Genomic DNA, 24,584 nt, shown 5'->3' with positions numbered 1-24,584 from the left:
GCATTTGGAAGATAAATTATCGGTCATTACAAAAAATAGTTCTCCAAATGCTTCGCCCGTACAGTTGTCATGGGGAAGAAAAATATTCTCTGTTCCCTCTTTCAAACAATTTCCAAAATTGTTGTCTCAGGTACTTGCCATTTGAAGAAAAGAGTGATAAGTTATATTTGTGTGTGAGGAGAAAATTTAAAAAGCGTCTGGGGTGGAAACACGGCAACACTCCCAGGCGCTTTTTAATGTCAAAAATTTTTCTATAGCCAATAATCAACAAAACAGTAGAGATACTGGAAACTAAATGCTCGCTATCTATGCAAAACAGAGAATTCCAGAAATGTTTCGGCAATGATCTAATATTTTGGCAATTTGGCAGATAACTATTTTAGTTTAGAGCTTTAATTGAATATCAACAGGGTAAATAAGAAAGCTGAAAAGTTATTGATGTCAGGGTTTTCCCAGTGCTAGAGACTTCTAGACCAGATCAAAAGTGGTAGATGCGGTGCTGTCAAACTGACCATAAATATGGCGACATTCAAATTATAGCCACTGCTAACAGCTATTGGCTAAGGATCGCAAAGAAAATATAAATTAATTGAATTGACTGGTTGCCTAATGAATAAACGGAATGATTCAGTACAAAATTGCCATGATTGCCATGTCTGAGTACAAGTTAACTTGAAAATAGTTGGATTTTGAAAAAAGGATGAAAAATTAATATTTTAGGGCTTAATCACGAAGCATTTGGGAGATAATAGCATCAGCTTGTAATCTCTTGTAAGTCAAGTGAACTAGGTTAGCTTCATCTGATTGTCCACAAACATAGCAAGCTAGACTCAAGGCATCTAATAACATTAAAGTAGTAACGCCTTCCGCTGCTAAAGATGATATATACTGAGAAACGCCTTTAGCACAGGTTTCTGCTGGCATCAGTACCAGTAGCAACCGTAAACAATCGGCTGATGCCATCATTCCGTCTAATTCATGAGTCTGGGTGGCTAATTGAACAATTCCCAAAACGATTTGATTGGGGGAAATACCTTCCTTCATCAGTAGGCTAAAGAAGGAAGTTAAATGACATGGAGTGCTGTGATCAAGTTTAATATTCATAGTGCTTATTAAAATCAGTGTAACAATAATCGCAGATTTTTTGACTAATCCGGAAAAATCTCAAAAAAGTTTTCGGGTTTTTTTCGGGTTTTTCCGTCACATTCTAGAACCTTTTAACAGATAGCACCCCAATTTGTCAACTTGAGTTTTGATCAATCGCTGTACATTCGGCAACTCACAATTTAACTGATCGTTTTGTATCCCTTGATGCTGTAAATCAGTAAATTGTTCCTCTGCCATCATTTTTACATCTTTTAACATCAAACCGGCGAGTAATTTTTGTGCTACCCCTAAATAAACTGTTTTTGATAGCCTATTTTAACTGAAATTGGTAGCTTATGTAACCGATAGTAGGCATTGAATGATGTAATATAGACAAAATAGGGTTTTGTTTGTCTTTTATTAATGAGGCACAGTAGAGAGTTAGACAATAAATTCTAATATCTTTACTTGATGTTGACAGCCAATGAGGTTAAAGGTAACTTACATCTAATGGTTCTGGATGTAAACGCCTGAAACCGGGAAAAAATAATTAGGAAATTGACATATACAATAATAACTTGAGCCTATGTCATACTAATCAGTATGGCTGTGATCTTGATCAATACTTTCTCATCTTTTAATCAATACCTTCACCAAATTGAAAAAAGCTTTGATTTGTAGGTTAGGTTGTTTGCAGTAGCGTGTCAGAGACATAAACCATAATTCAATAAATGCGTTGAGTTGCGCTGTTTCTTAACCCAAGCTGCAAAAAATGGCGAATGTATGGCTGATATCTCAACTTTGAACAATAGACGAAGTAGATGCTGGCATTTTTGGTAGCATAATAGTAGATTAAGGCAGTAACTATATTTTTAGAGAAAAATCTGTATGGCAAGCTACCTAGAAGCCCAGTCTCCAGATGAGTTGTTGACTGAACTTATTGAAGACACCACAACCCCAAACCATGTGGAAGTAATTGAAAATGTGATTGATAGTCTAGCACAAGATCAAAGTGCAATGGTTAGTCATGCTGCTGAGGGTGGATATCTGTGGAAATTCCAATATGGCAGTATAGAAGTATTTGTGCAATTGACGGGAATTACTGATGAAGATACAATTACGGTTTGGTCTGCGGTGCTGAAGTTACCGGCTAAAAATGAACCAAAATTGACACGATATTTGTTAGAGATGAATTGTGTGAGTACCTTTGAAGCCCGGTTCGGGATTATTGATAATCAGGTGGTTGTGATTTCTACACGCACTTTAGCGGAGTTGTCACCAGGGGAAGTTTCTCGGATCATTACTATCGTTGCTAGTATTGCTGATGATAATGATGAATATCTGCAATCTGAGTTTGGTACAGTTTAAGTTTCCAGAATTTTAGTTTAGGGATGTGATATTTAATGCCGGATCAGGAGGTGTGGCGACTTATTCCGATTTTAGCAGCCGCTGGTGATGTTCAGATGGCTATAGACCGCTGGTTATTAGCACAGCATGAGTCAGGAAAACATCCGCCAACTTTACGTTTTTATACTTGGTCGCCACCCGCAATTTCTTTAGGTTATCATCAACGTCAATATCCTGAATTTTGGCAAAGTTTGCGGTGGAAAGGGGAGAAATTAGATTTGGTGCGCCGGAATACAGGTGGGAGGGCTGTTTTACATCAAGGTGATTTAACTTACTCTGTGGTCACGTCTGGACTGAGGGGAAATCGGTTAGATGTGTATGCGAAGATTTGTGAGTTTTTGATTCAAGGATGGCGATCGCTCGATATAGAATTGTACTATGGCCAAGCTGGACGCGGTTATATTCACAATCCTAATTGTTTTGGAACAGCCACAGGTGCAGATTTAGTTTTAGCAGATGGTTCTAAACTGATTGGTAGCGCCCAATTACGGAAAGGTGACGCAATTCTTCAACATGGTTCTATGCGGTTAAATCCAGATCCGGAGTTGTTTGGAAAGGTATTTAATCAAGAGTTTTTTCATCCTATCCAATTTCCAGAAACTATCAATCAAGAAAAAATAATTAAGGCTTTAATAGCCGCAGCTTGTGATTGTTTTGCTATGGAAATAGAGGTAATACCTTTGTCTCAAGATGAGTGGAATTTGATTTTGGCAAATTGTTGATTAGGGTAGGTTTTTATTCTACCCTATATTTTTTTCTCACGCCAAGGCGCAAAGTAAGAAAGATATTAATTGCAGTCTGTAAGGTCTTTATCTCTAATAAATTGATACAGTGAATTTCCGGTAAATAATGTGCAAATATGAATAGTTAAACTTTTGTGAATGGGTAGGAAATGTCAAAGATAGAATGATCTGGTCATCTAAAAGATGATACATATAAATCTCGCTATATGGTGGAATTTATTTAAGTAGAACGGCTTGAATAATTCAAAGTTTGTAGTCAGGAATTTATTCGTCATTTGAGGGCTGAAGCCCTCACTACGAAATCATCTCCAGATTTTTTACATTACTTAATCTACTTTGATTTATTTTCGTCTACTTACTTAATATCTGTATAAAATTTTTCTAAAAAAGTCCAATGGATAGAAGATCCAAGTCTTCCCAATTTTTTGATGTCATGGAAGCTTGTAGAAAAACTCTAGAAAAAATCCGTCTTTTATTTAGAAAGTAATCAGTGAAAACTTGGATAATATTTTGAGTTTTTAGGGAAGAATCGCTCTTATTAGAGTTAATATAGAAACTGTGTGTTATTTTTTTGTGATTCGCGCTAAAGTAGTCAAGTATCGAATACAGCAAGACTAACCGTATGGAAACGAAAGAGTTAAAGTTCATCTTAAAACTGTTGGGATGTCCCAATTATCGTACTGGCTTGAGTTCCAGCACTTTTGATAGTTTTAAAAGTGAGAAAAACAAAATTTGTCGAGATTTGGGGGAACTGGAATATGTAGACTATTCCCGCGAAATTGCCACAGTCAAGATTTTACCTCCTGGTCAAGCACTACTGAAACTCGACTCGGCACAATTACCTATTGATGATAAAGAACTCAAGGTACTGGAGAAGATAGGTAAGAGTTCTGGAAAAATAGCCCCCAGTGAAATCAAAGTTTCATCGCTAAAATCAGATGAACGAGACGCAATCTTAAAAATCTTGAGTGAACGAGGTTTAATTGCTGCTGAAATCAAGATGAAAAGGGTTAAAGCTGAAGTTTGGTTAACGGAAAGAGGAATTGAAGTTTTGCGAGATGAATATAATCCCGAAGGAAAAGCAAATATAGACTTTAATTTGCTGGGTACTTATGTGCGGTTTTTACGGAAGAATTTGCGGTTGAAGTCAGAACAAGTTTCTACTCCTGATCATGTAGAATCACATTTTGATATTACTAGCAATATCAGTGATGAAGAAATTTTAGAGACTATCAAGAAATTAGATCGGGAATTGGGTACAGAGAATTATTTACCAATTTTCCATTTACGGCAAAAGTTACAACCGCCTTTATTACGAGATGATTTAGATCAGGCTTTGTATAGGTTGCAAAAAAGTGACAAAATTGATTTTAGTACCTTACAGGAATCTAGTGCTTATACACCAGAACAAATTGACGCGGGAATTCCTCAAAATATTGGTGGACAACTGTTCTTTATCATAGTTAATTAACAGGTTTTCCAATATTTTTCATTTTTTCATCACTTCCTCCTCTCACAAATGTGTATCTATGACAGACATTAACGACATTATTAAACGCGAGGTCAACCCTTTTGACATCGAAATGAAACATTTAGAGTTTTGGTCTGACGAAGAAGACTTATTACTTATGGTTGAGTCAATTCATAAAAATGCAATCATAGAAATTGAAGAATTACTAGATTTAGTGGGTGAAGATCATCGTAGTCGTACAGTTTTACTAGAAGGTGAATCTGGTTCTGGCAAAACTTATTTACTAAGACGGATTAAACGCTCATTTAATAGCAAAGCATTTTTTGCTTATATTCTATGTGACTGGCCTGATAGTACCCACATTTGGCGGCATATTTTACGTCGTACTGTTGATAGTTTAATTCAAGTTCCTGAAGGTAAAAAGGAATCACAGTTAATGTTGTGGTTGAAAAGTTTAACCGCATTTACAAGAAGTGATATAAAACAAAGAATATTTAATGATAATTTTTGGGAAGCATTACAAAGTAATCGGCAAAAATTTATCAAACATCTGAAAGATACTTATAAAAAAGCAGGTATTTATAACCCTGATATGTTTTTTGGAGTGCTGCATGATCTCGCAAATCCAGAATTATATGATTTAGCTTGTGAATGGCTGCGTGGTGATGATTTAAATGAAGATTCTATGAAGGCAATCAAGGTCAAGTCCTGCATTGATACAGAAGATGCTGCAAAAAATATCTTAGCCAACTTTGGCAGAATTTCTACACAAACCCAACCGATTGTTTTATGTTTTGACAATTTAGAAACTATGCCCCAATTACCAGAAGGTCTCCTGGATATACAACCTTTTTTAAATGTCAATACAACAATTCATGGAAATAATTTAAAAAACTTTTTGGTGATAATTAGCGTTATTACTAATAATTGGAATCGGCATCTTGACCGAATTTTCTTAGCTGATACAGTAGGAATAAATAGAAAAACTAGGCTAAAAGATATTACACTAGAACAAGCAGAAGCACTCTGGACTTATCACTTAAAACCATTACATCAACTAGCAAGTCCCAGACCTGAATCTCCTATTTTTCCACTAAATCGGGAAATGTTGGAGAAAAACTACCCCGGTAGTAAAACTAAACCTAGAAATGCACTAACTCTAGGTCGTGAAGAATATCAAAAATATAAAGGTTCGTTATTAGATGAAGATGAAAAACCAAAGCCAGAACCAGTGACAATAAAAATAAAGGTGACAACACGCGACGAAGAAACTATTCCTAAACCTATCATTATTCTTCCTCCACCACCACCCGCAAATAATCAAGATACAACTCAAGCAGAATTTGAATTATTATGGCAGCACGAATATACAAAAAGCCAGGGGAAAATTACCAAGATTTCTTTGTTATCATCACCTGATTTAATTCAGATGTTGCAGCAGTCTATATCTACTTTAAAAATACAGGGAGTTAAGTCTAAACTTTTAAGCGGAAAGTATGCTAGTTATTCCTTGAGTTATCAACATCCTACAAATCGGCAAAAATTGGGTATAGTTTGGACAGAAGACTCCAATATGACCAGTTTTTATCATGTAATGAATGCTTGTCAAATAGTAATTCAAAAAAATCTCTGTCAAGCTATGCACTTAATTCGTGCTGGAGATTTAGGAAAACCAAATCTGGCAGGAAATCAACTCTATAGACAGATTTTTACGAATACTAATCATGTTCATATTAAACCAAGTCTGTCTTCTATTCACTACTTGGCGACATATCAAAGTTTGGTAAATTCTGCCAAATCTCAAGAATTAGTAATTGGTGGGAAAACGATTAATTTACAAAGATTAGAAACTTTAATTAATGAATCTGAGATATTGAATCAATGTACTTTATTACAGGATTTAGGTATTGTTGCTAAATCAAATCGAAAGTCAGAAACAAATGGTAAAGAAGGAAAAGATTTAAGACCTGTTAAAAATTTCCTATTAAATCTCGTGAAAACTCAAGCATTTATGGGAGTACCTACTTTAATTTCACAAGCAGTTAACCAATTTCCTGATGCAAAAGAAAGTGAAATTCGGAGTCTGATTGAACAACTATGTCAGGAAGATAAAGTTAAAATTGTTAACCCCGACGAAAAGCCAGAAGCTCAATCAATTTGTTTAGTTCTTCACAAGTAATTTATCCAGCACATTTTTTATATCAGCCAATGCACTACCTGACAGAAGCTTCTGAAATTTACAAGCAAATTTCCCAACTGTCCCTATCTAAAACTCTATGGATAGATACGGAAATTGCTGACTGGTATACTGATAAACCAAAATTAGCACTAATTCAGGTATTGGCTAATTATACAGACTTAACTGGTGAATCTGCTTACATTTTTGATGTTTTAGATAAACCTGATTTGGCTGTATATTTCATTAACCAAATTATGGTTAATCCGCAAATTGAAAAAGTTTTTCATAATGCTGGTTTTGATTTAAAATATTTAGGTAAGGAACTAGCCCAAAATGTCACTTGTACTTTAAAAATAGCGAGAAAAATCACCAAAGAAGTTTTAGAAACTACCAACCTAAAACTAAAAACTCTAGCTGCTGAACTCTGTCAATTTTCTCATGTAGACGCAGAAGAAGGAACAAGTGATTGGGGAAAACGTCCCCTGACTCAAAAACAGTTAAACTATGCAGCTATGGATACTGTTTATCTCGCTGCTGTTCATTATCGCTTGCTTGAAATATCCAATCCTGATGTTATCAGTCGTGTATTTAATATGGTAGATCACAAATCTGAAAATTCCTCTTTAACTCCCACTAAAGTTAGATTAGCTTTTGAATGTCCTCGACTATTTTATCTAAATCACCATTTTAATTGTAAAGCAATATTCTCTCCTAAAGATACTCTTGGGGGTGTTGGTAATGTTTTTCATAAATTAGCAGATGATTTTATTAATTTACTGCTGATTGAACCCAGATTTAAAAGTTTATTTAATCCATCTGCAACACAATTAAATGTAGATCAAATTACATCGGAAATTCAACAATTATTCTATCAAATTAAGTTCTTTCCCTATTTACAAGATGTAATTGTACAAGACGGAAGTAAAGCACCTGTATTATTACAAGTTTGGCAAGGTTTACAAGGATTAATTAAAAAGTTTACTGAATTGTTAGTAATTAATCGTCGTTATTGCAGTGCAGAAACACTTATTTCTAATACTTTTATTTCTGGAGAACAGAATTTAGAATATTACTTTGATTTACCTAATGGCACAAAACAATTAATTAGAGGTGAGTTTGATTGTCTGGTTTTTAATTTTGAACTTAAACGTCTTTGTATGGTAGAATTTAAAACCTATCAACCTGTAGATTCAGCAGCACAATTAGCGCAAGTTTCTCTCTATAGTTATATGTTATCGAAGCAGAAAAAAACACCTGTTGATTCTGCTGTTTATTGTGTTTTACCAGAATTTAAAGAGTACAAATATTCTTGGGAACAGTTAGAAAATACGGTTCATCAATTAATTCCCTATAAATTATTACAAATGCAACAATGGTTGAGTTGGGAATCTCCCAATCCTAACCCACCACCAGCGACAAATCAACCTTATTTATGTGAAATTTGCCCCCAACAACAAAAGTGTCAGACTTTTTTCGATGTTGAATCTAATGCACCGCCAAATAAAGTTATTCCAGATAATGACAATCCTGATTTTATAGCACCTTCCAAAAAACGAGAAGATATATCTGACTTTTCACATTATTTGGAAAACCCAACACGAAACCTAACCCCCCAACCCCCTTCCCTACGAGGGAAGGGGGAGAATTCAAAGCCTCTCTCCTTGCAGGAGAGAGGTTTGGAGAGAGGTTTTTCAGATACTTTTAAAAGTCAGAAAGATACATTTATTAATGCTGATGAAATTGGCGCATCTTTAGTGGCAATTCTAGAATCTTTTAAGGTTAATGTAGATTATTATGGTGCTGATGTAAGTCCGGCATTTATTCGGGTGAAAATTAAACCACATTTAGGTGTGAAAGTTCCTTCAATTCTCAAATTATCCGCTGATTTACAAGTACAATTGGGGTTAGAATATCCGCCTTTAATTGCACCTCAAGCTGGTTATGTTAGTGTTGATTTACCGCGTCAAGATAGACAAATTGCTAAGTTTGAAGATTTTATTCAAAAGCAATTTTTACCCCCAACAGCACCCGTAAAAATTGCCATTGGGGTGAGTATTGATGGTAAATTGTTAGAGGCTGATTTATCAGATCCAAATACCTGTCATTTTTTGGTGGGAGGAACAACAGGAAGCGGAAAAAGTGAATTTTTGAGATCCTTACTTCTCAGTTTAATCTATCGTCATTCTCCCCAACATCTTAAAATTGCCTTAGTTGACCCCAAGCGGGTAACATTTCCCGAATTTGAACAAATGTCATGGTTATATGCACCAGTTGTCAAAGATAGCGATCGCGCCGTAGAATTAATGCAGGAACTAGTTGCAGAAATGGAATCTCGTTATCAAAAATTTGAAAAAGCTAAATGTGCAGATTTAACCACCTATAATCAACGTTCTTCCCCAGCTTTACCGCGTATTGTCTGTATATTTGATGAATATGCCGATTTTATGGCAGAAAAAGAAATTCGCACCATATTAGAACAAAGTATCAAACGTTTAGGCGCAATGGCAAGAGCCGCCGGCATTCATCTAATTATTTCCACACAACGTCCAGAAGCCAGTATTGTCACCCCAATTATCCGTTCTAACCTACCTGGACGAGTCGCCCTACGTACCTCCAGCCAAGCAGATTCATGTATTATTCTGGGTGGAAAAGAAACAACAGCAGCCTATTTATTAGGCAAAGGTGATTTAGTTTACCAAGGTGGTTCGCACGGACAACGTCTTCAAAGCTTATTAGCACAAACTATTAAACTACCTTAAAAAAAAGATCCCCGACTTCTCTAAGAAGTCGGGGATCTAAATTTATTAGATAATATAAACGCTATATCATTGGGAAAGCGTCAGTAGGGGAATTAAAATGGGATATGTAATTGCAACCGCAAACATGAAAGGTGGAGTCGGTAAAACCACCATTACCGTGAATATAGCTACTTGTTTAGCCAAAAATCACGGAAAAAAGGTACTTGTCTTAGATTTAGATAGTCAAATTAGTGCCACGCTAAGTTTAATGTCACCAGTAGATTTTGCCAAACGTCGCAAACAAAGAAAGACATTTAGATATTTACTAGATCAAATTATCAACCCTGAACCAGAGGCAAAATTTACAATTGGGGACATCATTCAACCTCAACTTTGTAACCTGACAGGATTAAATTTATTACCGGGAGACATAGATTTATATGATGAATTTGTGGTTTCAGAAATGCTGCATAATCAATCAGTAGCATTAGGAGAACAGGATTTTGAAACCATCTGGAATCGCTTTGAAAGGGTCTTAATTAGAGATATTTTAGAACCTATCCGGGATGAATATGATTTTATTCTTTTAGATTGCGCTCCCGGTTATAATCTCTTGACTCGGAGTGCTTTAGCCACTAGTGATTTCTACATTCTTCCAGCTAGACCAGAACCCTTATCTGTAGTCGGAATTCAACTTTTAGAAAGACGTATTGCCCAATTAAAAGAAAGTCATGAACACGAAGCTAAAATAGATATTAAAATGTTGGGAATAGTCTTTAGTATGTCCAATGCTAATCTCCTGAATGGCAGATATTATAAACAGGTAATGCACCGAGTTATCGAAGATTTTGGAGTAGATAAAATCTGTAAAGCCCAAATACCAGTTGATGTTAATGTTGCCAAAGCTGTTGATAGTTTTATGCCAGTTTCCTTACTAAGTCCGAATACAGTCGGTTCTAAGGCATTTATGCAGTTAACTCAGGAATTGTTGCAGAAATTGTAAATTGAGAAATAAGGTATCTGACTTCGTTAAGAAGTCGGGTATCTGGGTATATTTTAAGAAAAAGGAGGTATTGAAGATGGTAAACCAACTCGCATAAATAATTTAGCAAATGCTTGAGAAAAATGTTCTAAATAAGGAGATTTTAACCGGCATCTAGAACCCAATTCTGTAGCGTGTTTTAAAATATATTCATAAGGTAAACTGTAAATTTGACGAAAATCCACAACTAACGCTTCCCTATTATTACCTGGATTTATGGGCGAAGCAAGTAGATGTAATCCCTCAATTCTACCTCTTAACACTTCATTCCATTTACCCTTTTTGGCAAATGCTGGATTGGCAATTTCATATTCAGATATTGAATAAATAGGACATAGTAAAACTTGACTAACTTTTTTATTATCTAAATCACAACTCTGAGTTAAAATAATTAAATCATATTCATTTACTTCTATTTCTATGTCCTGAGTTTCATAGTTTTTTCCAAAAGTTGTCGGATCAAATATTGGTAATGGCACAATACACCCAGGTAGGTAATCTCCTTGCCTGAGCGTCGCTTCATTTATCTGCACCCAAAAAGATTCTATCGTCATTCTTCTTCTAAAGGATATGGCATAGGTTTTCCACGCCCTTTAAATTTGGCACGCATAATTATACGTTCTGAGCGTTTTGGTAAAACAGGATTGTAATTTATTTCACTACTTATTTCAATAGATTCTAGATATTGCTTGATAAATATCAAATTACGCAAAATATCATCAATCTTGCGTCCTTCTGGACTTTGCAACTGTGAAGTTGCTTTTGTGTCTAACACTATTCGTCTTTGTGGGATAAGAGTCCCATTCGGACGTAGGGGGGTAATAGTAGCCATTAGTTAATCAACTCCCTTGTGCGTTCTGTAATACAAGCTTCAAAGGCTTGATTATTTTGTGTGTGCATTTGTTCTAGAAGTTCCCAAATTCCTAGTTCATTATTAGCAATATTCTGTTCCACAAATAAGTCTAAATCTAATAGTATAGAAACAACTTCTTCTGTAGGTGGTGTAACAATTGCTTGGTTAATAACTAGCATTGCTCCTAAATTATCCTGAGGAATTTGTAGCTGCATAAAATAGCCGCTTAGTCCTTGAGGTAAGTCACCAGAAACTTCAGGAAATGTCCTTAAATATTCTTGTAAATCACCAACAGGTAGAGGAATATCTAACCTATTAATATACCTAATTGCTAAACGAGTAATAGCTTGTGGATATGTCAATGATTGATATATACTCCACAATCGCTGGGCTTCATCTCGGAAGTTTTCCCAACAGTCGTAGGGCGCTAAACGACTGAAACTAAATCCATCCAATCGCATTTCTATAATATGCTTTTGGTCACTACTTAAGACTCTATAACCAATTTGAGATTGAGTGGCTGTGGGCTCTACAGTAGCAGCTACAATCATTTGTCCCTGCAAAATGAACACATCTTCGCACTTTGGGTACTCAGTTTGAATATTTGAGTACATTTGCCACAAAACATCGAGCTTAACTTTTGGCGACAGTTGAGCTTGGATGTTAATCACTGCTTCGGTGATTGGTGCGTGTGAATAGTGTTTTCTAGCTTCCATACTAGAACTATTGTAAACTGCCTTGTCAGTTGAAACAATACAAATTACACTACTTTACAATTTATATGGCTGTTTCTCAAGGCATTTTGTTTAAAAATAATTGCTATAGCCCCAGCATTTACCACCGGATGATCAGGACGCTTGGAATGTCCATCAAGGATAATGGCGTTAAATGCGCCTCCTGTCCATAAACAAAGACTTTGGCAATTAACTGGATAGTAAACAGTTGTTGAAAATCTCCAACTTCGTAAATTTGTCCGTTTGTGGTAACGCTACAAATCATCAATAAATCAGGATTTAATTTGGTAAGTTTGGGAATATAGTTGGCTACTACACCATCTTTCAGGGATTTATACTGGGAATGCAATTCTTTGAGAATGTCTAAAAGTGCTGGTGGTAATATTTCTGGATTTTCTGGCTTAAAGATGGGGCTGATTGATTGATACAAAATTGATTGCTGGGGTTATTACGGTAAAAGCTACTATAGGGTAGTTTCTTATACCTAAAATGCTCATATATACGCGCTGACCACTCTTTTCATTGTCTCATTAATTATTTATCTCAGGATAAGAATAAATACTTACTGGAGATAAATCACTTTTATTGCTTGAGTAATTATTGTAATAATTAATACTTATAAAATTAAATACTTAATAGTATTTACTTATTTAAAATGTAGGTCAAAAACTATCATCCTTGAGCGAAACAACCAAAGTATTTTGCAAATAAAATCTTTAGAGAGATTGTTTTTGCGCTAATTTTAGCTTCTAACAATCAAATTATTGAAAGTAAAATTTTATCTAAACGCAAATTGACTTGATCATTTTTCAATACTTAATAATTTACAACTACTGAGGATAAATGTTAGGGAGTAACCGTTGAATTATGTGATCAGCCAACATGAAGTTTCCCTAGGAAAATCTGGAAATTTCCCAAAAAAACGTTACATAGCCAAAATCCTGACTTGAACACGGTTTACAAGCTCAAGCTCAACCGTAAATTTAAGCATTTCTTTCAGACTTCCGCTAAAACCCTGATCCCCAAGCCCAAAAATTCATGCTAATGTATTCGAGTTACAAAACGCAAAGTGAAAGCGGAACGGGTTCGAGTTTCCAAAGGGGATCACTATTCATCAAGTGAAAAACCCTAGTACCGCAGGGCGGAAGTCAAAAGTCAAAAGTCAAAAGTCAAAACTAATATACAGTAAGCTTTTTGGCGATTGAATATGGTTGCTTTATTTACGCCGTGATGTACTAGCTAAATAAAACTTAAGTTCTATAGTCGCTTTAAAATCGGACGCATGAATCAAAGACATTTGTGGACTACAGTTGCCGTATTTCTAGCTGTTTTGGGTCTACCCTCAGTTGGTCGAACTCAAACCATTGCGGGAATTTCCCCAACTAGCCAAGCATCATCTGTGAATGATGCAGTCAAAGTAGGAGAGTACCAATCCCAGACAGAAAGCCCCATTTCCAATCCTGTGATTACCAGAATTCATCCTCACAGTATTCGCGGCTTACAAGCAGCAACTCTTTATATTCGGGATATTCCCGTTCTCACCTTTTTGGGTTCTAACCCAGTTACTAACAGCAAAACAAAAGTTGGAGTAATCGGCAATGGCGAGAATTTAAATTTTTACCCGCGGACTGCTACCAACTCCGCCAAAGTTACCAGTTTTAGCAATACTGGGAATGTAGTCAATTTTAACAAAAAAGTTAGATCCATTGACAATGATCCAGTTCAAAAAGCTAGTGTCATAGCCGCTAGAATCAATGAACTGATCGAAAAAAATGTAGACGCAAGTAAGATTACCGTCAGTTGGAAAACAGGAGATAACTCCACAATTAACAATAAAGCCCAAAAGCCAGGCTTCATCGTTCAACAACCGTCGGCAGATCGCTACACCATTACTATTGACGGTCAAGAACTGGTAGAAGTCAATAAAGTCACAATATTAGCAGATAGTACCAAAAATCTTGCCCAAGATGCCTTACAAGCAACTAATAGACTGCGGCGACTTATAGGTAACGCATCTCCTATTCAAGCAATTGCCAACTTACCAGTAGATAGATCAGTCTCCAGAGCCAGTCTACCGCAAAAGATTGCCTTTAGAAATATCAATCTCAGTTTTCAAGGGATAGCCTCTTGGTACGGATATGATGGCTCTGGCAATAAAACCGCCAGTGGTGAAAGATATAATCCCGAAGGATTAACTGCGGCTCACCGGAGTTTGCCCATGGGGACAAAAATCCGTGTCACTAACACCCGGAATGGTCGCTCTGTCGTCGTGCGAATCAATGACAGAGGTCCCTACATCCGGGGTCGAATTATTGACCTTTCCGCTGGTGCTGCCCGGCTATTAGGCATGATCGGCAGTGGCATTGCTCCAGTCAGTCTTGAGGTTTTAGGAAAATAACCCGTTTCCTCATTCCTACTCTCTTTTCGCTCTTCACTATTAAATTCCCCTGGTTCGTCCCTCCTATCCCCCAATTATCCTTTGCGCCACGCCGCGCTATCAGATATACACTAACGGGGGAAAGGATTATTGGAACTAGGGGTATTTTGTGCTTGTGCTGACAACAGTTGTAGCCTTACGCTGCTATTTAAATCGCCGTCGCTGGCCAAGCCATCTTAGGCTACCAGAGGATCTCGGACTTGATGAACAAACCAGTTGGTCTCCCACAGCAGTTGGTTTAGTGCCAACTATGGGGGGTTTACATCAAGGTCATTTAAGTTTAATTGAACGGGCTAAACAGGAAAATTCGACGGTGATTGTCAGTATTTTTGTCAATCCCCTGCAATTTGGACCAAATGAGGACTATCAACGCTATCCCCGCACTCTAGAGCAAGACCGACAATTTTGTGAACAGGCGGGAGTTGATGTGATTTTTGCCCCAACTCCGGAGGAAATTGGTGTCCCTGGGAAGAATATAGCAGCAACTCAGGTGACACAAGTGATCCCGCCATCTGATATGATATATAGTTTGTGTGGTAATTTTCGGCCGGGTCATTTTCAAGGTGTGGCAACGATTGTTACCAAGCTTTTTAATTTGGTACAACCTGACCGAGCTTACTTTGGACAAAAGGATGGTCAACAACTAGCAATTATTAAACGGTTAGTGGCTGATTTAAATTTGCCAGTAGAAATTGTTGCTTGTCCTACAGTGCGGGAATTGTCCGGCTTGGCTTTAAGTTCTCGTAATCAATATTTGACGGCTACAGAAAAAGAGCAAGCAACGGTGTTATTTAAAGGTTTACGGCAAGCTGAGGCGGCGTTTCGGGCTGGCGTTCGTGACAGTGGTGAACTCATAGCATTAACGCGGCAAGAAATCGCAAAAGTTAGCAATATCAGCTTGGAATATATTGAATTGGTTGAACCGAATACGTTGATGTTTTTAGAAAAAGTTGAGGATGAAGGAATGTTGGCGATCGCTGCTCGTCTTGGTTCTACACGGTTAATTGACAATACGATTTTGCGCGATGGCAACGACGGACTACGCCAACCAATCATTGCTATTGATGGTCCGGCTGGTGCTGGTAAATCTACCGTCGCTCGCCAAGTGGCACATCAGTTAGGTTTAGTCTATTTAGATACGGGCGCTATGTACCGGGCGATTACTTGGTTAGTGCTGGAACAGGGGATTGCCATTGATGATGATTGTGCTGTTGCTGAATTAGTTGCTGGGTGTAAAATTGAACTGACTCCCAGTCAAAGCCTGCAATCTCCCGTCAGAGTCCAGATTAATGATATTGATGTCACTCAGAAAATTCGCACAGTTGAAGTCACTTCTCAAGTATCAGCGATCGCTGCTCAAAGCACTGTGCGTCAAGCATTGGTTCAACAACAGCAAAGCTGGGGACAACGTGGCGGTTTAGTGGCGGAAGGTCGGGACATTGGCACTCATGTTTTCCCAGATGCGGAAATTAAAATCTTCTTAACCGCCTCTGTGGGTGAAAGAGCGCGTCGTCGTCAGCAAGACTTTCAAAAGCAAGACCAACCCGCAGTTAGTTTAGAACAACTAGAACGGGACATTGCTGAACGGGACTTGAAAGACAGCACTCGCAAGGTTTCCCCCTTGCAAAAAGCGGCTGATGCGATTGAATTACAAACTGATGGTTTAACAGCTTCTGAAGTAGCAGCACAAATTATTAGCCACTACAATCAACGGCTATCCCATTGGTAATTCGGGAATTTTTGAGTTGAAAATGGTGGTGAGTGCCGACGGACTCACCATTATTAGATTTTATTGCTTTGAACTACATCCTAAACTATTTGCAGATTGATTCATCTATCTTGAGATGGATATTAGTCTGAGTTAATCATTATATATTTTAGACTGGGCTTTTTTCTCACGCTTCAGGTGCAGAGGCAACAGAGGGAAGTTAGGAGTTTGGTCTAAATAGATGAAATTTGCTTTATTTATAAACTAATTGCTGGGAATTTTCAGTTTGGTAGTAGAATAATAATGTTAAGTTTTGTATAAAATTCCTGAATACGAAACCTGTAATTTGCCTAGCTCTGGCAATAGCTTTCAACTAGAAAACAGTAAAGAGAGGAGATCTCACACAATGGCATTTACCCAACTAGCTTTACCTTTTGCTTCTGATGCTTTAGAATCCTATGGCATGAAAGCGGAAACCTTTGAATATCACTATGGTAAGCATCATAAAGCTTATGTAGATAATTTGAATAAGCTTGTTGATGGTACAGAATTAGCTAATAAGTCTTTGGAAGAAGTAATTCAAATTGCTTTTGGTGACTCTGCTAAGGCTGGAATCTTCAACAATGCGGCTCAAGTTTGGAATCACTCTTTCTTCTGGAATTGCTTGAAACCAGCAGGTGGCGGCGCACCTACAGGCGCATTAGCAGCTAAAATTGAACAGGATTTTGGTAGCTTTGAGAAATTCAAAGAGGAATTTTCTACTGCTGCTGCAACTCAATTCGGTAGTGGTTGGGCTTGGTTGGTTGATGATGGTGGCACACTCAAGGTAATGAAAACCCCTAACGCCGAAAACCCCCTTGCACATGGTAAAAAAGCATTGCTTACCATTGATGTTTGGGAACACGCATATTACATTGACTTCAAAAATGCTCGTCCTGGATTCATCAAGAATTTCTTAGATAATTTGGTGAACTGGGATTTTGTCGCTGAAAATTTTGCAAAAGCTTAATGCTTAGATTTTAATGGGGAAAGGGGTAATTGATAATTGTTAATTACCCCTTTCCTCACAACTAATCCTCTTGTTAAGATTGCTTTACACATTTGGGTTTTCCCCAGTCTACCTACTTGTTTGACGTGATTGATATTCATACATAACTCCGCACAATGCAGCAACAAAAACCCAAGAGAGAGTATTCAACCGAATATCAAATGTGGTAACATCAACGGTATTAAATAATATCCACCCTATAAAAGTAATTAGATAACTAAAGAAGATTAGGCGATTTTCTGCTTCTATAGATGCAGAGATCCCCGATTTCTTTAAGAAGTCGGGGATCTTATTCTTATTGTTAAATAAAATTTGACTAGCTGCAATTAATATCCAAGCCAGCAAACCACAAAATAGCAAAGTAGTAATTAACCCAGTTTCCGCAGACAGCATTAAAAATAGGTTATGGGGATGGTTGACATCAATTTGCATTTGGGTTTTATAAAGTCCACTAAAACTGCGTAAACCTGAACCAGTTAAAGGATGTTGCTGAGTTAAATTCCAGGCAAATTCCCATTGGGTTTTCCGCATTAATTCCAGCGGTCTATCAGGAAACATATCATCATTTAACCGCGCCCAAATGCCGTAGGGAACAAAAAGGCGGAAAAATTGGGCAATAGGTGAAGGTGCAAAAGCTGCTAAGAAAAAACAACTTGTAATACTGACAACAGCAGCAACAATTAATCGCCAACCTTGATATAAAGCATAAACTAAACAGGCAAAAATAGTTATTCCCCAACCATTGCGAGAATTGGTTAATATCAAGGCGATAAAATTAGCAAATACCGTAATTGTTAAGAAGATAATCAGGCGATTTTTTTGCTTGAGTTTGTGATAGTTTTCTAGCAATAAACCTAAACCCAAAATAAAGATAGTTACTAAGTATGCGGCTAAGGTATTTGGGTGCATGAAGTTAGAAGCCATGCGTCCTGATAATGATTTTTCTGGTGCAACTATCCAATCAAAGACAATCCATAAAACCTGAAATCGGAAATTCCAACCGAGAAATAATTGCCCAAAACCGATGATTAAAACAGGTACAGAACCAAACACCATGATCCAAGAAATTTGTCGTAATTGGTTGGGTGTTTGCATCAGGGAAGTTAGTCCTGTAAAAAAGAAAAAGAAGGGGATGAAGTTGAATAAACCTAAAAAAGCATCTAATTTATGATAGGCAAATCCGGTAGTAATGAGTAGTAAGATACTCAAAAGAGCAAATCCCTTGTGAATTGGCCGATTGCTAATAAGCCGCGATTGTTTTCGCCAAGTTAACAATGATGCCACGACGATAGAAATACCGCCCAAAAATGGACTCAGGGGGCAAGATAATAGTCCAAATTGCAACCAATTCCAAGGGGTTTGTAAGCGGGAATTTGGATGATAAAAAGTTTTGTTTAAGCTATTTCCCAACATTCTGTACGGGTAAGACGAATTTGCGCGAGGGTGAAGACACAAGGAATAATTCTGCCATAGTTTGTGGCGATCGCTCTCCAACCTAAATCAGCAAAAAACCAAGCCCACATGACTGGACCGACCAAAGCAAACGCACTGCGAACCGCACCATAACGGGCTGCACTCATAGTCATACCTCGACGGGACATTTGTAAAGCTACATAGTTTTGAAACTGTTTGGTTGCTAATCCTGTACCTGTAATTGTGGCTTCTTTCGCTACTTGATAAGTAGCTAAATGAATAGCAAATTGACGGGCGATTTGTTGGAGAACAAAAGGTTGGATTACAGACGTTACAGCCAAGGCACTACCACCTTTAAATATTAATCCTAAAGGATCACGTTGCAATGATAATGGTAATGGTTGTTTAAGTTTTGATTGTGCTAATTGATGTTGAACATTAATAGTTAGTTGTTGTTTTTCCTGTTTTGGTAGTTTTTTCCAAACCTTTCCTAAGAGATGCAAAAATACTTCTGCTTCTAAATCAATTGTTGTTAGATCTTGATAATAGTGAATTTTCAAATATTTGCATACTTGAATTAGGGCTTGTCTGTAAGTTACTTGATCAGTACGTCCCCGTAATACTGTCATTCCGTCAGCAGCTAAAAAACGAAAGCGATTTTCTATTGTATCTAACCAAGTTTGACGATCTTGGCTTTGTACTGCAATGGGTTCGGGTGTGTGAACATAATCTAAGGGGTTAAACTTGCGACTAAACAGAATTGCTGTTAAGTCCTGTAGTTCCTCTTCTGTAGCTAGTTCCAATACCGCCCTGAGTTCTTCCAATTTCCCTTCCTCTCTTAGGTGCAGCTTATCTGTCCCCTATTCTACTATCTTATAAATCAAATCTTCCATATTTATTCTTAATTTATATTTTTCTTCCAGTCATTAACAATTGTGACAGTTGAGGTCGGAATGTGAGCTAAAGTTGTTTATTTTTTTCAGTAAAAAACCCGCTATAGTATTCCTATAGCGGGTAAAATTAACAATTACAGTTATGGTTAATTTTCAGATACAAATATTATGCCAGCCATTCCAGAACAGCTTCATCTTTAGTATTAGTATGACGAGAAGGTGTTTCCCGCTCAAATTTCATGTGAATAGAACGGGTTTGTTCACCATCAGCCGCAACAGCTAAAATTGGATAGTCAATTAAACCATCTTGGAAGGACATTTGGAAGCGGAATGTACCATCGGAATTGAGTTTAATTGGACGACCACCAATGGTAACATTTGCATCAGGTTCAGTTGCACCGTAAACAATCAATTCAGCGTCAGCAACTAACCAGAATTTGCGAGGACGTGCAGGAACAGCAGAAGCGGAGAAACCGGACATTCCCACACCGGACATGGTTAAACCAGATACGGTAGGAACAGCCCACATACCCACACCAGATGGGAAAACGTAGGAACTGAGAGCTTGTTCGGGAGCAGCAGAACCGGGGACGTGCTGCATAGAACCGAAGATAGAACCTGCTACCCGTTGAGCTTCAGCGGATTCTGCTAGACCAAAGATTTGTTCGTAAATGGGATTTCCACCACCCGCAGTCGCAGCAGCAGCAGTTGCTAATTTCTTAGATGGGGGAACTAGTTCGTAGAAAGTCTTAGCACGCAGGTCTTCTTCAAAGTCTACGGTGATGAAGACATCTTCAATCCAATCGGAAGGATAAACGGGGGGAATATGTACTCTCGCAGAACGTGCTAATACTAACCAACCACCATCAGCGGTGCGATAACCAACATCTATCACATAATCGCGATCGCTCACGGGAATTGGCAAATACCATTCTCTCGCTAGTTCATCAGCAGGGTATTCTTGAATACTGTGGGGACTTTGATAATCTAGATCAACATCAGTGACATCATAAATCCGCAAAGCTAGGGTTTGTCCACCTTGACGACGCAGTGCTTCTTTATGGTCGTTAGGAATATCCCAGTAAGTGTAAGCCCATTGAGGATCACGAGGTAACAGAACAATCCGACTGTCACCATAACCAGCTGGTAAATCTGCTAGTGCTTCATCAACATCAGCGAGAGAACCACCAGTCCGATCTTCTTGACCTAACTCAAATTTTGCTGCTTCCACGGTTTCTTGTGCCTCCAGATTAGGGGATGAACTGAGCGAGAACTTACTATGCTGAACTTCTTCAATTGATGCTAATAACTGCGATTTCCGCATTCTGCTATAGCGAGATATACAGAATTCACTGGCAACTTTGCGTAATTGCCGTAGGGTCATCTCTTCTAGCGGTGGCCGTTCTTTTGCCATTGATTTGGACTCCAGTAGTTTACAAGGTAAATTATTTTTTCCGGGTTAAAAAAATTTTGATGAAATATCATCTACCCAGATTTTTTTATTCCTGACTCCTGGTTTGTCTCCAGTTTTAAATTTGTTTACTGTTTGTTTTTTATTAAGATACCAACTCATCGAAATTCCTAGTTATGCCGTTGTTTTGCATTTCTTTGGGATTGCCAAAAGTTGTTAAGTAAATATTAACCAGTAAAACTATCTAGGGATCAAGGGGTCTAAAGATAGGTTTTACTATATTTCACGTAGTTATCAGCCTTGCGGGGATCAGTTTGTCATGGAATCTTAATATAGTGATCTCAGATAGAGGATTACTGTCAAGGTTTGATGACATTGAGGGCAGGGAACATGGAAAAGAGTAGATTTAACAACGAACAACTGTACGGGCGAAGCATTTGGAGAACTATTTTTGGCAATGACCGATAATTTATCTTCCAAATGCTTCGCCCCTACTAACAACTGACCAATTACAAAAAATTCTGAATTACTGACATTCGCTGAATCAGCCATTTACCTTCTTTGCGAACCAAATCATAGCGAACGCGCAAGTTTTCATTAGAAGACTTTTTCTGCTGACTATTCTGATAGAACTGGGTAACTTCTTGTACCTTAGCGTCTACAGATACATAATCTTTATCTGTACCTTTTTTAGAAACAGCTACTATTTCTACATTATGTTTATATTGGCGATAGCGTTTCTCTTCTTGTTCTTGCTGGGCTACTGACTGCCATTGTGATAAAACTGCACCTGTTAAAATTTCCTTTAAACCATCAATGTCATGTTTTTGCCCTAAAGCTGAGGTTTTGACTGATAACCAAGTTTCAATTACTTCTTTTGCTGTCTCCTTGGTCAGTTCTTCGGTGCTTGATTCAGGTTCGCTGTTGGGGTCAGGAATGGTGATTGGTGGTTGATTTAGTTGTATTGCTAACTGTTCTCCCTGGAATGATGCACTGGGAAAGAAGATATTTTTGACCAAGCCAAAAGTTGTTGATACTAATAACGAAAAAATTAATACTCCTCCCAATGAGAAGAAAACTAGCCAAACTAAGCGTGTTTTTGGATCTAGACTACTGAGAAAATTAGTTTGAGACTGGATGAATCGCTGGGAAAGGTTATTAGCAGTAGGTTTACGTCTTCTGCGTTTGGGGGGTTGGTGGTTTGTTGCTGTGGTCGGAGTACCATTGGTTTGATGTGGTATTAGGTTCGGGGTTGCTGCTGTTGAGGGTATTTGTGATGTTTGATTTCCCGCATTTGCATTTGTTGGTGGATGATTCCATCTCGGTATGGAAACTTGGGTAGATTCAGGTTGAGGTCGAGGCTGGGTTTGTGGTAACTCAGGATTGACGGGTTGATGATGTTGCGGTGTTTGTGTGGTGTTATTAGTATGGTAACGAGAATTATTAATATCTGGTTGGGGAAAGGATTGATGATTAATTACTGACCATTCATTAGTAATTTGGGCATCGGTAGGTAAAGATTCTAGATAAGCTTGTACTTGTCTATCGGCAAAGTAATCTTTTAAAGAGGCTTGCTGTTTTGCTAAATCCCGAAAATGGGGAAATACTTCTTGCTGTAACCATTGTTCACTATATAAACATAGTCCTGGTAATAGGTCTGGTGAGTCTTGGGATTTTTCCCGAATAAAAGCTAAGGCTTCATATTCTTGACTTAGTTCTAAAACACGGGTGGCTTCTTCGGTTTGTCCCATTAGCAAAGCACAAAGCGATTGTTCTAAATGCACGTCTTGGCGTTTGCCTAATTGCATTAACATTTGCTTGGCTTGGCGAATTAATGCTGGTTGGCGTTGGGCAAAACCTCTGGCGATTAGGGAGTATACTGCTAAATATGTGGCCACGGCTGAGGGGCGTTTACTTTCTAATTCAAAGAGTTTATGCTGTTCTGCGACTGTTAAATAATGGCGAATTTGTTGGATAAATCGTAAAAAGTCATCTATATTTAATCCTGATTGATCATTGCCTGTACCATCAATACCGCCACGATCTTCTAAGATACTTTGTAATAATTCTAATCCTTGCCGACGTTTGGGAATTTGTGTTTGTGGTAGTGCTAATAGTTCCAAGATGCGGTAGGGACGCAGTTTGTAAAGATCAGCGGTCATTTCAGCGCGGACGCTGGGAAATAAGCCTTCTCGTGCTAATAATTCTTCACCTGTTTCTAAGGATACGGCGGCATTTTCATAGTGACCTTGTTGCCATTCTTCCCGTCCTAGTTCTAGGCAAGCTAGGGAGACGGTGAGGATAATATCTGGTAAGTCAGGGTTTTCGGGAATTTCTATTTGGGTAGCACGATGACCTGTTTTCAGACTAACTGAACTAGGTTTATTAACTAGGTACGGGCGACCAAGTTTTAATACTAATTCATATTCTCCTAGTTCTTGGAGGATTAACAAAGAGCCAACTAATCGCTCTGGGGTGATTTCAATGCTGAGACTTTGAGCATCTTGATCTTTGGAGTTATTATCTGTTAGGGTTTGTTGTGGAACTTGATCAGCAGTTTTGTTAGGAGTATAAACGTGAGCTAGATAAAGCTGATCGTAGGCTTTGCGCTCGTCGGTATCTAATAAAACCATATAAGCTTCTTCAATCAGCTTCTTGCGAGAAGATATAGATGTAGTCGAATATTCCCGTCGGGGCAATTGGACAATGCGATCGCTGTATGCCTGTCGCAATTGTTCCTCATTGGCCGCCAACGGTAATCCTAGAATTCGGTAATAATCAAGCGGAATTCGCACAGCTTACGTCCCCTGCACTGTGTTCTCGTAGCATCTCGTAAAAATTAACATAATTTACCCAGAGCGTTCCAGGCTTCTAAAACCGTCCCATAATCATAGCTTGATTAATACCGTGTTGACCTAGTACAATAAGTGTAGATAGTAACAGATATATTAGTCATTTCCGTTAATTTTTTTATATCTTCAGTTTAAGGTTATGGAGTTGGGAGTCAGGAGTTAGGAGTAACACCTTATTACCTATTGCCTAATTTTTAAACGATCCATTCTGAAGCGCGTTCACCTAAGTCCAGGGGGATACTAACTGCTTTACCAAGACGGGGACGCTCTTTGGTTTCTAGAATGAAAGTTTGTACTTGTTGTATTCCTCCCAAGGCATTGAGATAATTAGCAATGCTGTCAAGATGATCTTGGTAATCTGTTTCGCTTAAAGGGAAAGAGGCTTGTCCAAAGTATTTCCACATGATTTGTAGAAATATTTTGCCCTGAGTGCGGCGAAACTGGACATCATAAGGTTGTCCCCATTTATCAATCAACAGTTGGCGTAATTCCTTTCCGGTCATAGTAATTTTGGTCTGTTGTCCGTTGTCAGTTGTCAGTTGTTAGTAGGGGCGAAGCATTTGGAAGAT

19 protein-coding genes and 1 pseudogene are annotated in these 24,584 nt (G+C 37.9%); 9 read left to right on the top strand and 11 right to left on the bottom strand.

Annotated features, from left to right (window positions below; all coding sequences use genetic code 11):
• Positions 1-723 precede the first annotated feature (723 nt).
• Positions 724-1,104 (bottom strand): hypothetical protein, encoded by a 381-nt coding sequence (locus FJR06_RS10855; RefSeq protein WP_015078555.1) that lies wholly within the window; start codon positions 1,102-1,104, stop codon positions 724-726.
• An 870-nt stretch (positions 1,105-1,974) separates the two neighbouring features.
• Here FJR06_RS10855 and FJR06_RS10850 point away from each other — a divergent pair.
• The 6 genes from FJR06_RS10850 to FJR06_RS10825 all read left to right on the top strand — a co-directional run bounded on the left by FJR06_RS10850 (position 1,975) and on the right by FJR06_RS10825 (position 10,627).
• A complete protein-coding gene (locus tag FJR06_RS10850; protein ID WP_015078557.1) occupies positions 1,975-2,454 on the top strand; it encodes a YbjN domain-containing protein in 480 nt (159 codons plus the stop codon).
• Between the two features lie 35 nt (positions 2,455-2,489).
• Positions 2,490-3,215 (top strand): biotin/lipoate A/B protein ligase family protein, encoded by a 726-nt coding sequence (locus FJR06_RS10845; RefSeq protein WP_168651415.1) that lies wholly within the window; start codon positions 2,490-2,492, stop codon positions 3,213-3,215.
• 643 nt (positions 3,216-3,858) lie between these two features.
• A complete protein-coding gene (locus FJR06_RS10840; RefSeq protein ID WP_168651414.1) occupies positions 3,859-4,707 on the top strand; it encodes a transcription factor RcaD in 849 nt (282 codons plus the stop codon).
• Positions 4,708-4,765: 58 nt separating this feature from the next.
• On the top strand, positions 4,766-6,886 hold the full coding sequence (locus FJR06_RS10835) for an ATP-binding protein (protein ID WP_168651413.1): 2,121 nt from the start codon (positions 4,766-4,768) through the stop codon (positions 6,884-6,886).
• A 29-nt stretch (positions 6,887-6,915) separates the two neighbouring features.
• Positions 6,916-9,645: a DNA translocase FtsK gene (locus FJR06_RS10830; RefSeq protein ID WP_168651416.1), complete on the top strand. Its 2,730-nt coding sequence runs from the start codon at positions 6,916-6,918 to the stop codon at positions 9,643-9,645.
• Positions 9,646-9,742: 97 nt separating this feature from the next.
• Positions 9,743-10,627: a ParA family protein gene (locus FJR06_RS10825; protein WP_015078562.1), complete on the top strand. Its 885-nt coding sequence runs from the start codon at positions 9,743-9,745 to the stop codon at positions 10,625-10,627.
• 53 nt (positions 10,628-10,680) lie between these two features.
• On the opposite strand, the gene FJR06_RS10820 is transcribed toward FJR06_RS10825, so the two are convergent.
• The 4 genes and pseudogenes from FJR06_RS10820 to FJR06_RS10805 all read right to left on the bottom strand — a co-directional run.
• On the bottom strand, positions 10,681-11,220 hold the full coding sequence (locus tag FJR06_RS10820) for a hypothetical protein (RefSeq protein ID WP_015078563.1): 540 nt from the start codon (positions 11,218-11,220) through the stop codon (positions 10,681-10,683).
• Positions 11,217-11,498: a hypothetical protein gene (locus FJR06_RS10815; RefSeq protein WP_015078564.1), complete on the bottom strand. Its 282-nt coding sequence runs from the start codon at positions 11,496-11,498 to the stop codon at positions 11,217-11,219. Before FJR06_RS10815 ends, FJR06_RS10820 begins: the two co-directional genes overlap by 4 nt.
• Positions 11,498-12,235, bottom strand: coding sequence for a TIGR04255 family protein (locus FJR06_RS10810; protein WP_015078565.1), 738 nt, complete (start codon positions 12,233-12,235; stop codon positions 11,498-11,500). Before FJR06_RS10810 ends, FJR06_RS10815 begins: the two co-directional genes overlap by 1 nt.
• A gap of 101 nt (positions 12,236-12,336) precedes the next feature.
• Positions 12,337-12,662 (bottom strand): annotated as a pseudogene (locus FJR06_RS10805) (glutaminase); the annotation flags it as partial.
• 873 nt (positions 12,663-13,535) lie between these two features.
• Between FJR06_RS10805 and FJR06_RS10800 the strand changes: the two are divergent.
• From FJR06_RS10800 to FJR06_RS10790, 3 genes are all read left to right on the top strand, one after another.
• On the top strand, positions 13,536-14,651 hold the full coding sequence (locus FJR06_RS10800; protein WP_168651412.1) for a septal ring lytic transglycosylase RlpA family protein: 1,116 nt from the start codon (positions 13,536-13,538) through the stop codon (positions 14,649-14,651).
• A gap of 148 nt (positions 14,652-14,799) precedes the next feature.
• Positions 14,800-16,419: a bifunctional pantoate--beta-alanine ligase/(d)CMP kinase gene (locus tag FJR06_RS10795; protein ID WP_015078568.1), complete on the top strand. Its 1,620-nt coding sequence runs from the start codon at positions 14,800-14,802 to the stop codon at positions 16,417-16,419.
• 385 nt (positions 16,420-16,804) lie between these two features.
• Positions 16,805-17,407, top strand: coding sequence for a superoxide dismutase (locus FJR06_RS10790; protein WP_015078569.1), 603 nt, complete (start codon positions 16,805-16,807; stop codon positions 17,405-17,407).
• A gap of 108 nt (positions 17,408-17,515) precedes the next feature.
• Here FJR06_RS10790 and FJR06_RS10785 read toward each other — a convergent pair whose 3' ends face one another.
• The 6 genes from FJR06_RS10785 to FJR06_RS10760 form a co-directional block, all read right to left on the bottom strand.
• Entirely contained in the window at positions 17,516-18,859 is a 1,344-nt protein-coding gene (locus FJR06_RS10785; protein WP_168651411.1) for an O-antigen ligase, read from the bottom strand.
• Positions 18,841-19,683: a YaaW family protein gene (locus FJR06_RS10780; RefSeq protein ID WP_015078571.1), complete on the bottom strand. Its 843-nt coding sequence runs from the start codon at positions 19,681-19,683 to the stop codon at positions 18,841-18,843. Before FJR06_RS10780 ends, FJR06_RS10785 begins: the two co-directional genes overlap by 19 nt.
• Positions 19,684-19,918: 235 nt before the next feature.
• Positions 19,919-21,166, bottom strand: a complete 1,248-nt coding sequence (locus FJR06_RS10775; RefSeq protein WP_015078572.1) for a DUF4912 domain-containing protein — start codon at positions 21,164-21,166, stop codon at positions 19,919-19,921.
• Between the two features lie 324 nt (positions 21,167-21,490).
• Positions 21,491-21,715, bottom strand: coding sequence for a hypothetical protein (locus FJR06_RS10770; RefSeq protein ID WP_083881415.1), 225 nt, complete (start codon positions 21,713-21,715; stop codon positions 21,491-21,493).
• The gene (locus tag FJR06_RS10765) at positions 21,673-23,958 is read right to left on the bottom strand and encodes an IMS domain-containing protein (protein ID WP_015078573.1); all 2,286 of its coding nucleotides are present in this window, start codon (positions 23,956-23,958) and stop codon (positions 21,673-21,675) included. Before FJR06_RS10765 ends, FJR06_RS10770 begins: the two co-directional genes overlap by 43 nt.
• A 251-nt stretch (positions 23,959-24,209) precedes the next feature.
• A complete protein-coding gene (locus FJR06_RS10760; RefSeq protein WP_015078574.1) occupies positions 24,210-24,518 on the bottom strand; it encodes a DUF3067 family protein in 309 nt (102 codons plus the stop codon).
• Positions 24,519-24,584 lie beyond the last annotated feature (66 nt).

It is taken from the genome of Dolichospermum sp. UHCC 0352 (genome assembly GCF_009711925.1).
In the GTDB taxonomy this organism is placed as follows: domain Bacteria; phylum Cyanobacteriota; class Cyanobacteriia; order Cyanobacteriales; family Nostocaceae; genus Dolichospermum; species Dolichospermum lemmermannii.
This window is presented reverse-complemented; position numbering and strand designations above follow the sequence as displayed.

Bases quoted from the DNA above. Each gene is read 5' to 3' on its own strand.
- FJR06_RS10840 (WP_168651414.1), top strand. From the start codon at position 3,859: ATGGAAACGAAAGAGTTAAAGTTCATCTTAAAACTGTTGGGATGTCCC.
- FJR06_RS10850 (WP_015078557.1), top strand. From the start codon at position 1,975: ATGGCAAGCTACCTAGAAGCCCAGTCTCCAGATGAGTTGTTGACTGAA.
- FJR06_RS10800 (WP_168651412.1), top strand. From the start codon at position 13,536: ATGAATCAAAGACATTTGTGGACTACAGTTGCCGTATTTCTAGCTGTT.
- FJR06_RS10815 (WP_015078564.1), bottom strand. From the start codon at position 11,498: ATGGCTACTATTACCCCCCTACGTCCGAATGGGACTCTTATCCCACAA.
- FJR06_RS10760 (WP_015078574.1), bottom strand. From the start codon at position 24,518: ATGACCGGAAAGGAATTACGCCAACTGTTGATTGATAAATGGGGACAA.
- FJR06_RS10810 (WP_015078565.1), bottom strand. From the start codon at position 12,235: ATGGAAGCTAGAAAACACTATTCACACGCACCAATCACCGAAGCAGTG.
- FJR06_RS10825 (WP_015078562.1), top strand. From the start codon at position 9,743: ATGGGATATGTAATTGCAACCGCAAACATGAAAGGTGGAGTCGGTAAA.
- FJR06_RS10835 (WP_168651413.1), top strand. From the start codon at position 4,766: ATGACAGACATTAACGACATTATTAAACGCGAGGTCAACCCTTTTGAC.
- FJR06_RS10785 (WP_168651411.1), bottom strand. From the start codon at position 18,859: ATGTTGGGAAATAGCTTAAACAAAACTTTTTATCATCCAAATTCCCGC.
- FJR06_RS10770 (WP_083881415.1), bottom strand. From the start codon at position 21,715: ATGGCTGATTCAGCGAATGTCAGTAATTCAGAATTTTTTGTAATTGGT.
- FJR06_RS10830 (WP_168651416.1), top strand. From the start codon at position 6,916: ATGCACTACCTGACAGAAGCTTCTGAAATTTACAAGCAAATTTCCCAA.
- FJR06_RS10790 (WP_015078569.1), top strand. From the start codon at position 16,805: ATGGCATTTACCCAACTAGCTTTACCTTTTGCTTCTGATGCTTTAGAA.
- FJR06_RS10820 (WP_015078563.1), bottom strand. From the start codon at position 11,220: ATGACGATAGAATCTTTTTGGGTGCAGATAAATGAAGCGACGCTCAGG.
- FJR06_RS10775 (WP_015078572.1), bottom strand. From the start codon at position 21,166: ATGGCAAAAGAACGGCCACCGCTAGAAGAGATGACCCTACGGCAATTA.
- FJR06_RS10845 (WP_168651415.1), top strand. From the start codon at position 2,490: ATGCCGGATCAGGAGGTGTGGCGACTTATTCCGATTTTAGCAGCCGCT.
- FJR06_RS10855 (WP_015078555.1), bottom strand. From the start codon at position 1,104: ATGAATATTAAACTTGATCACAGCACTCCATGTCATTTAACTTCCTTC.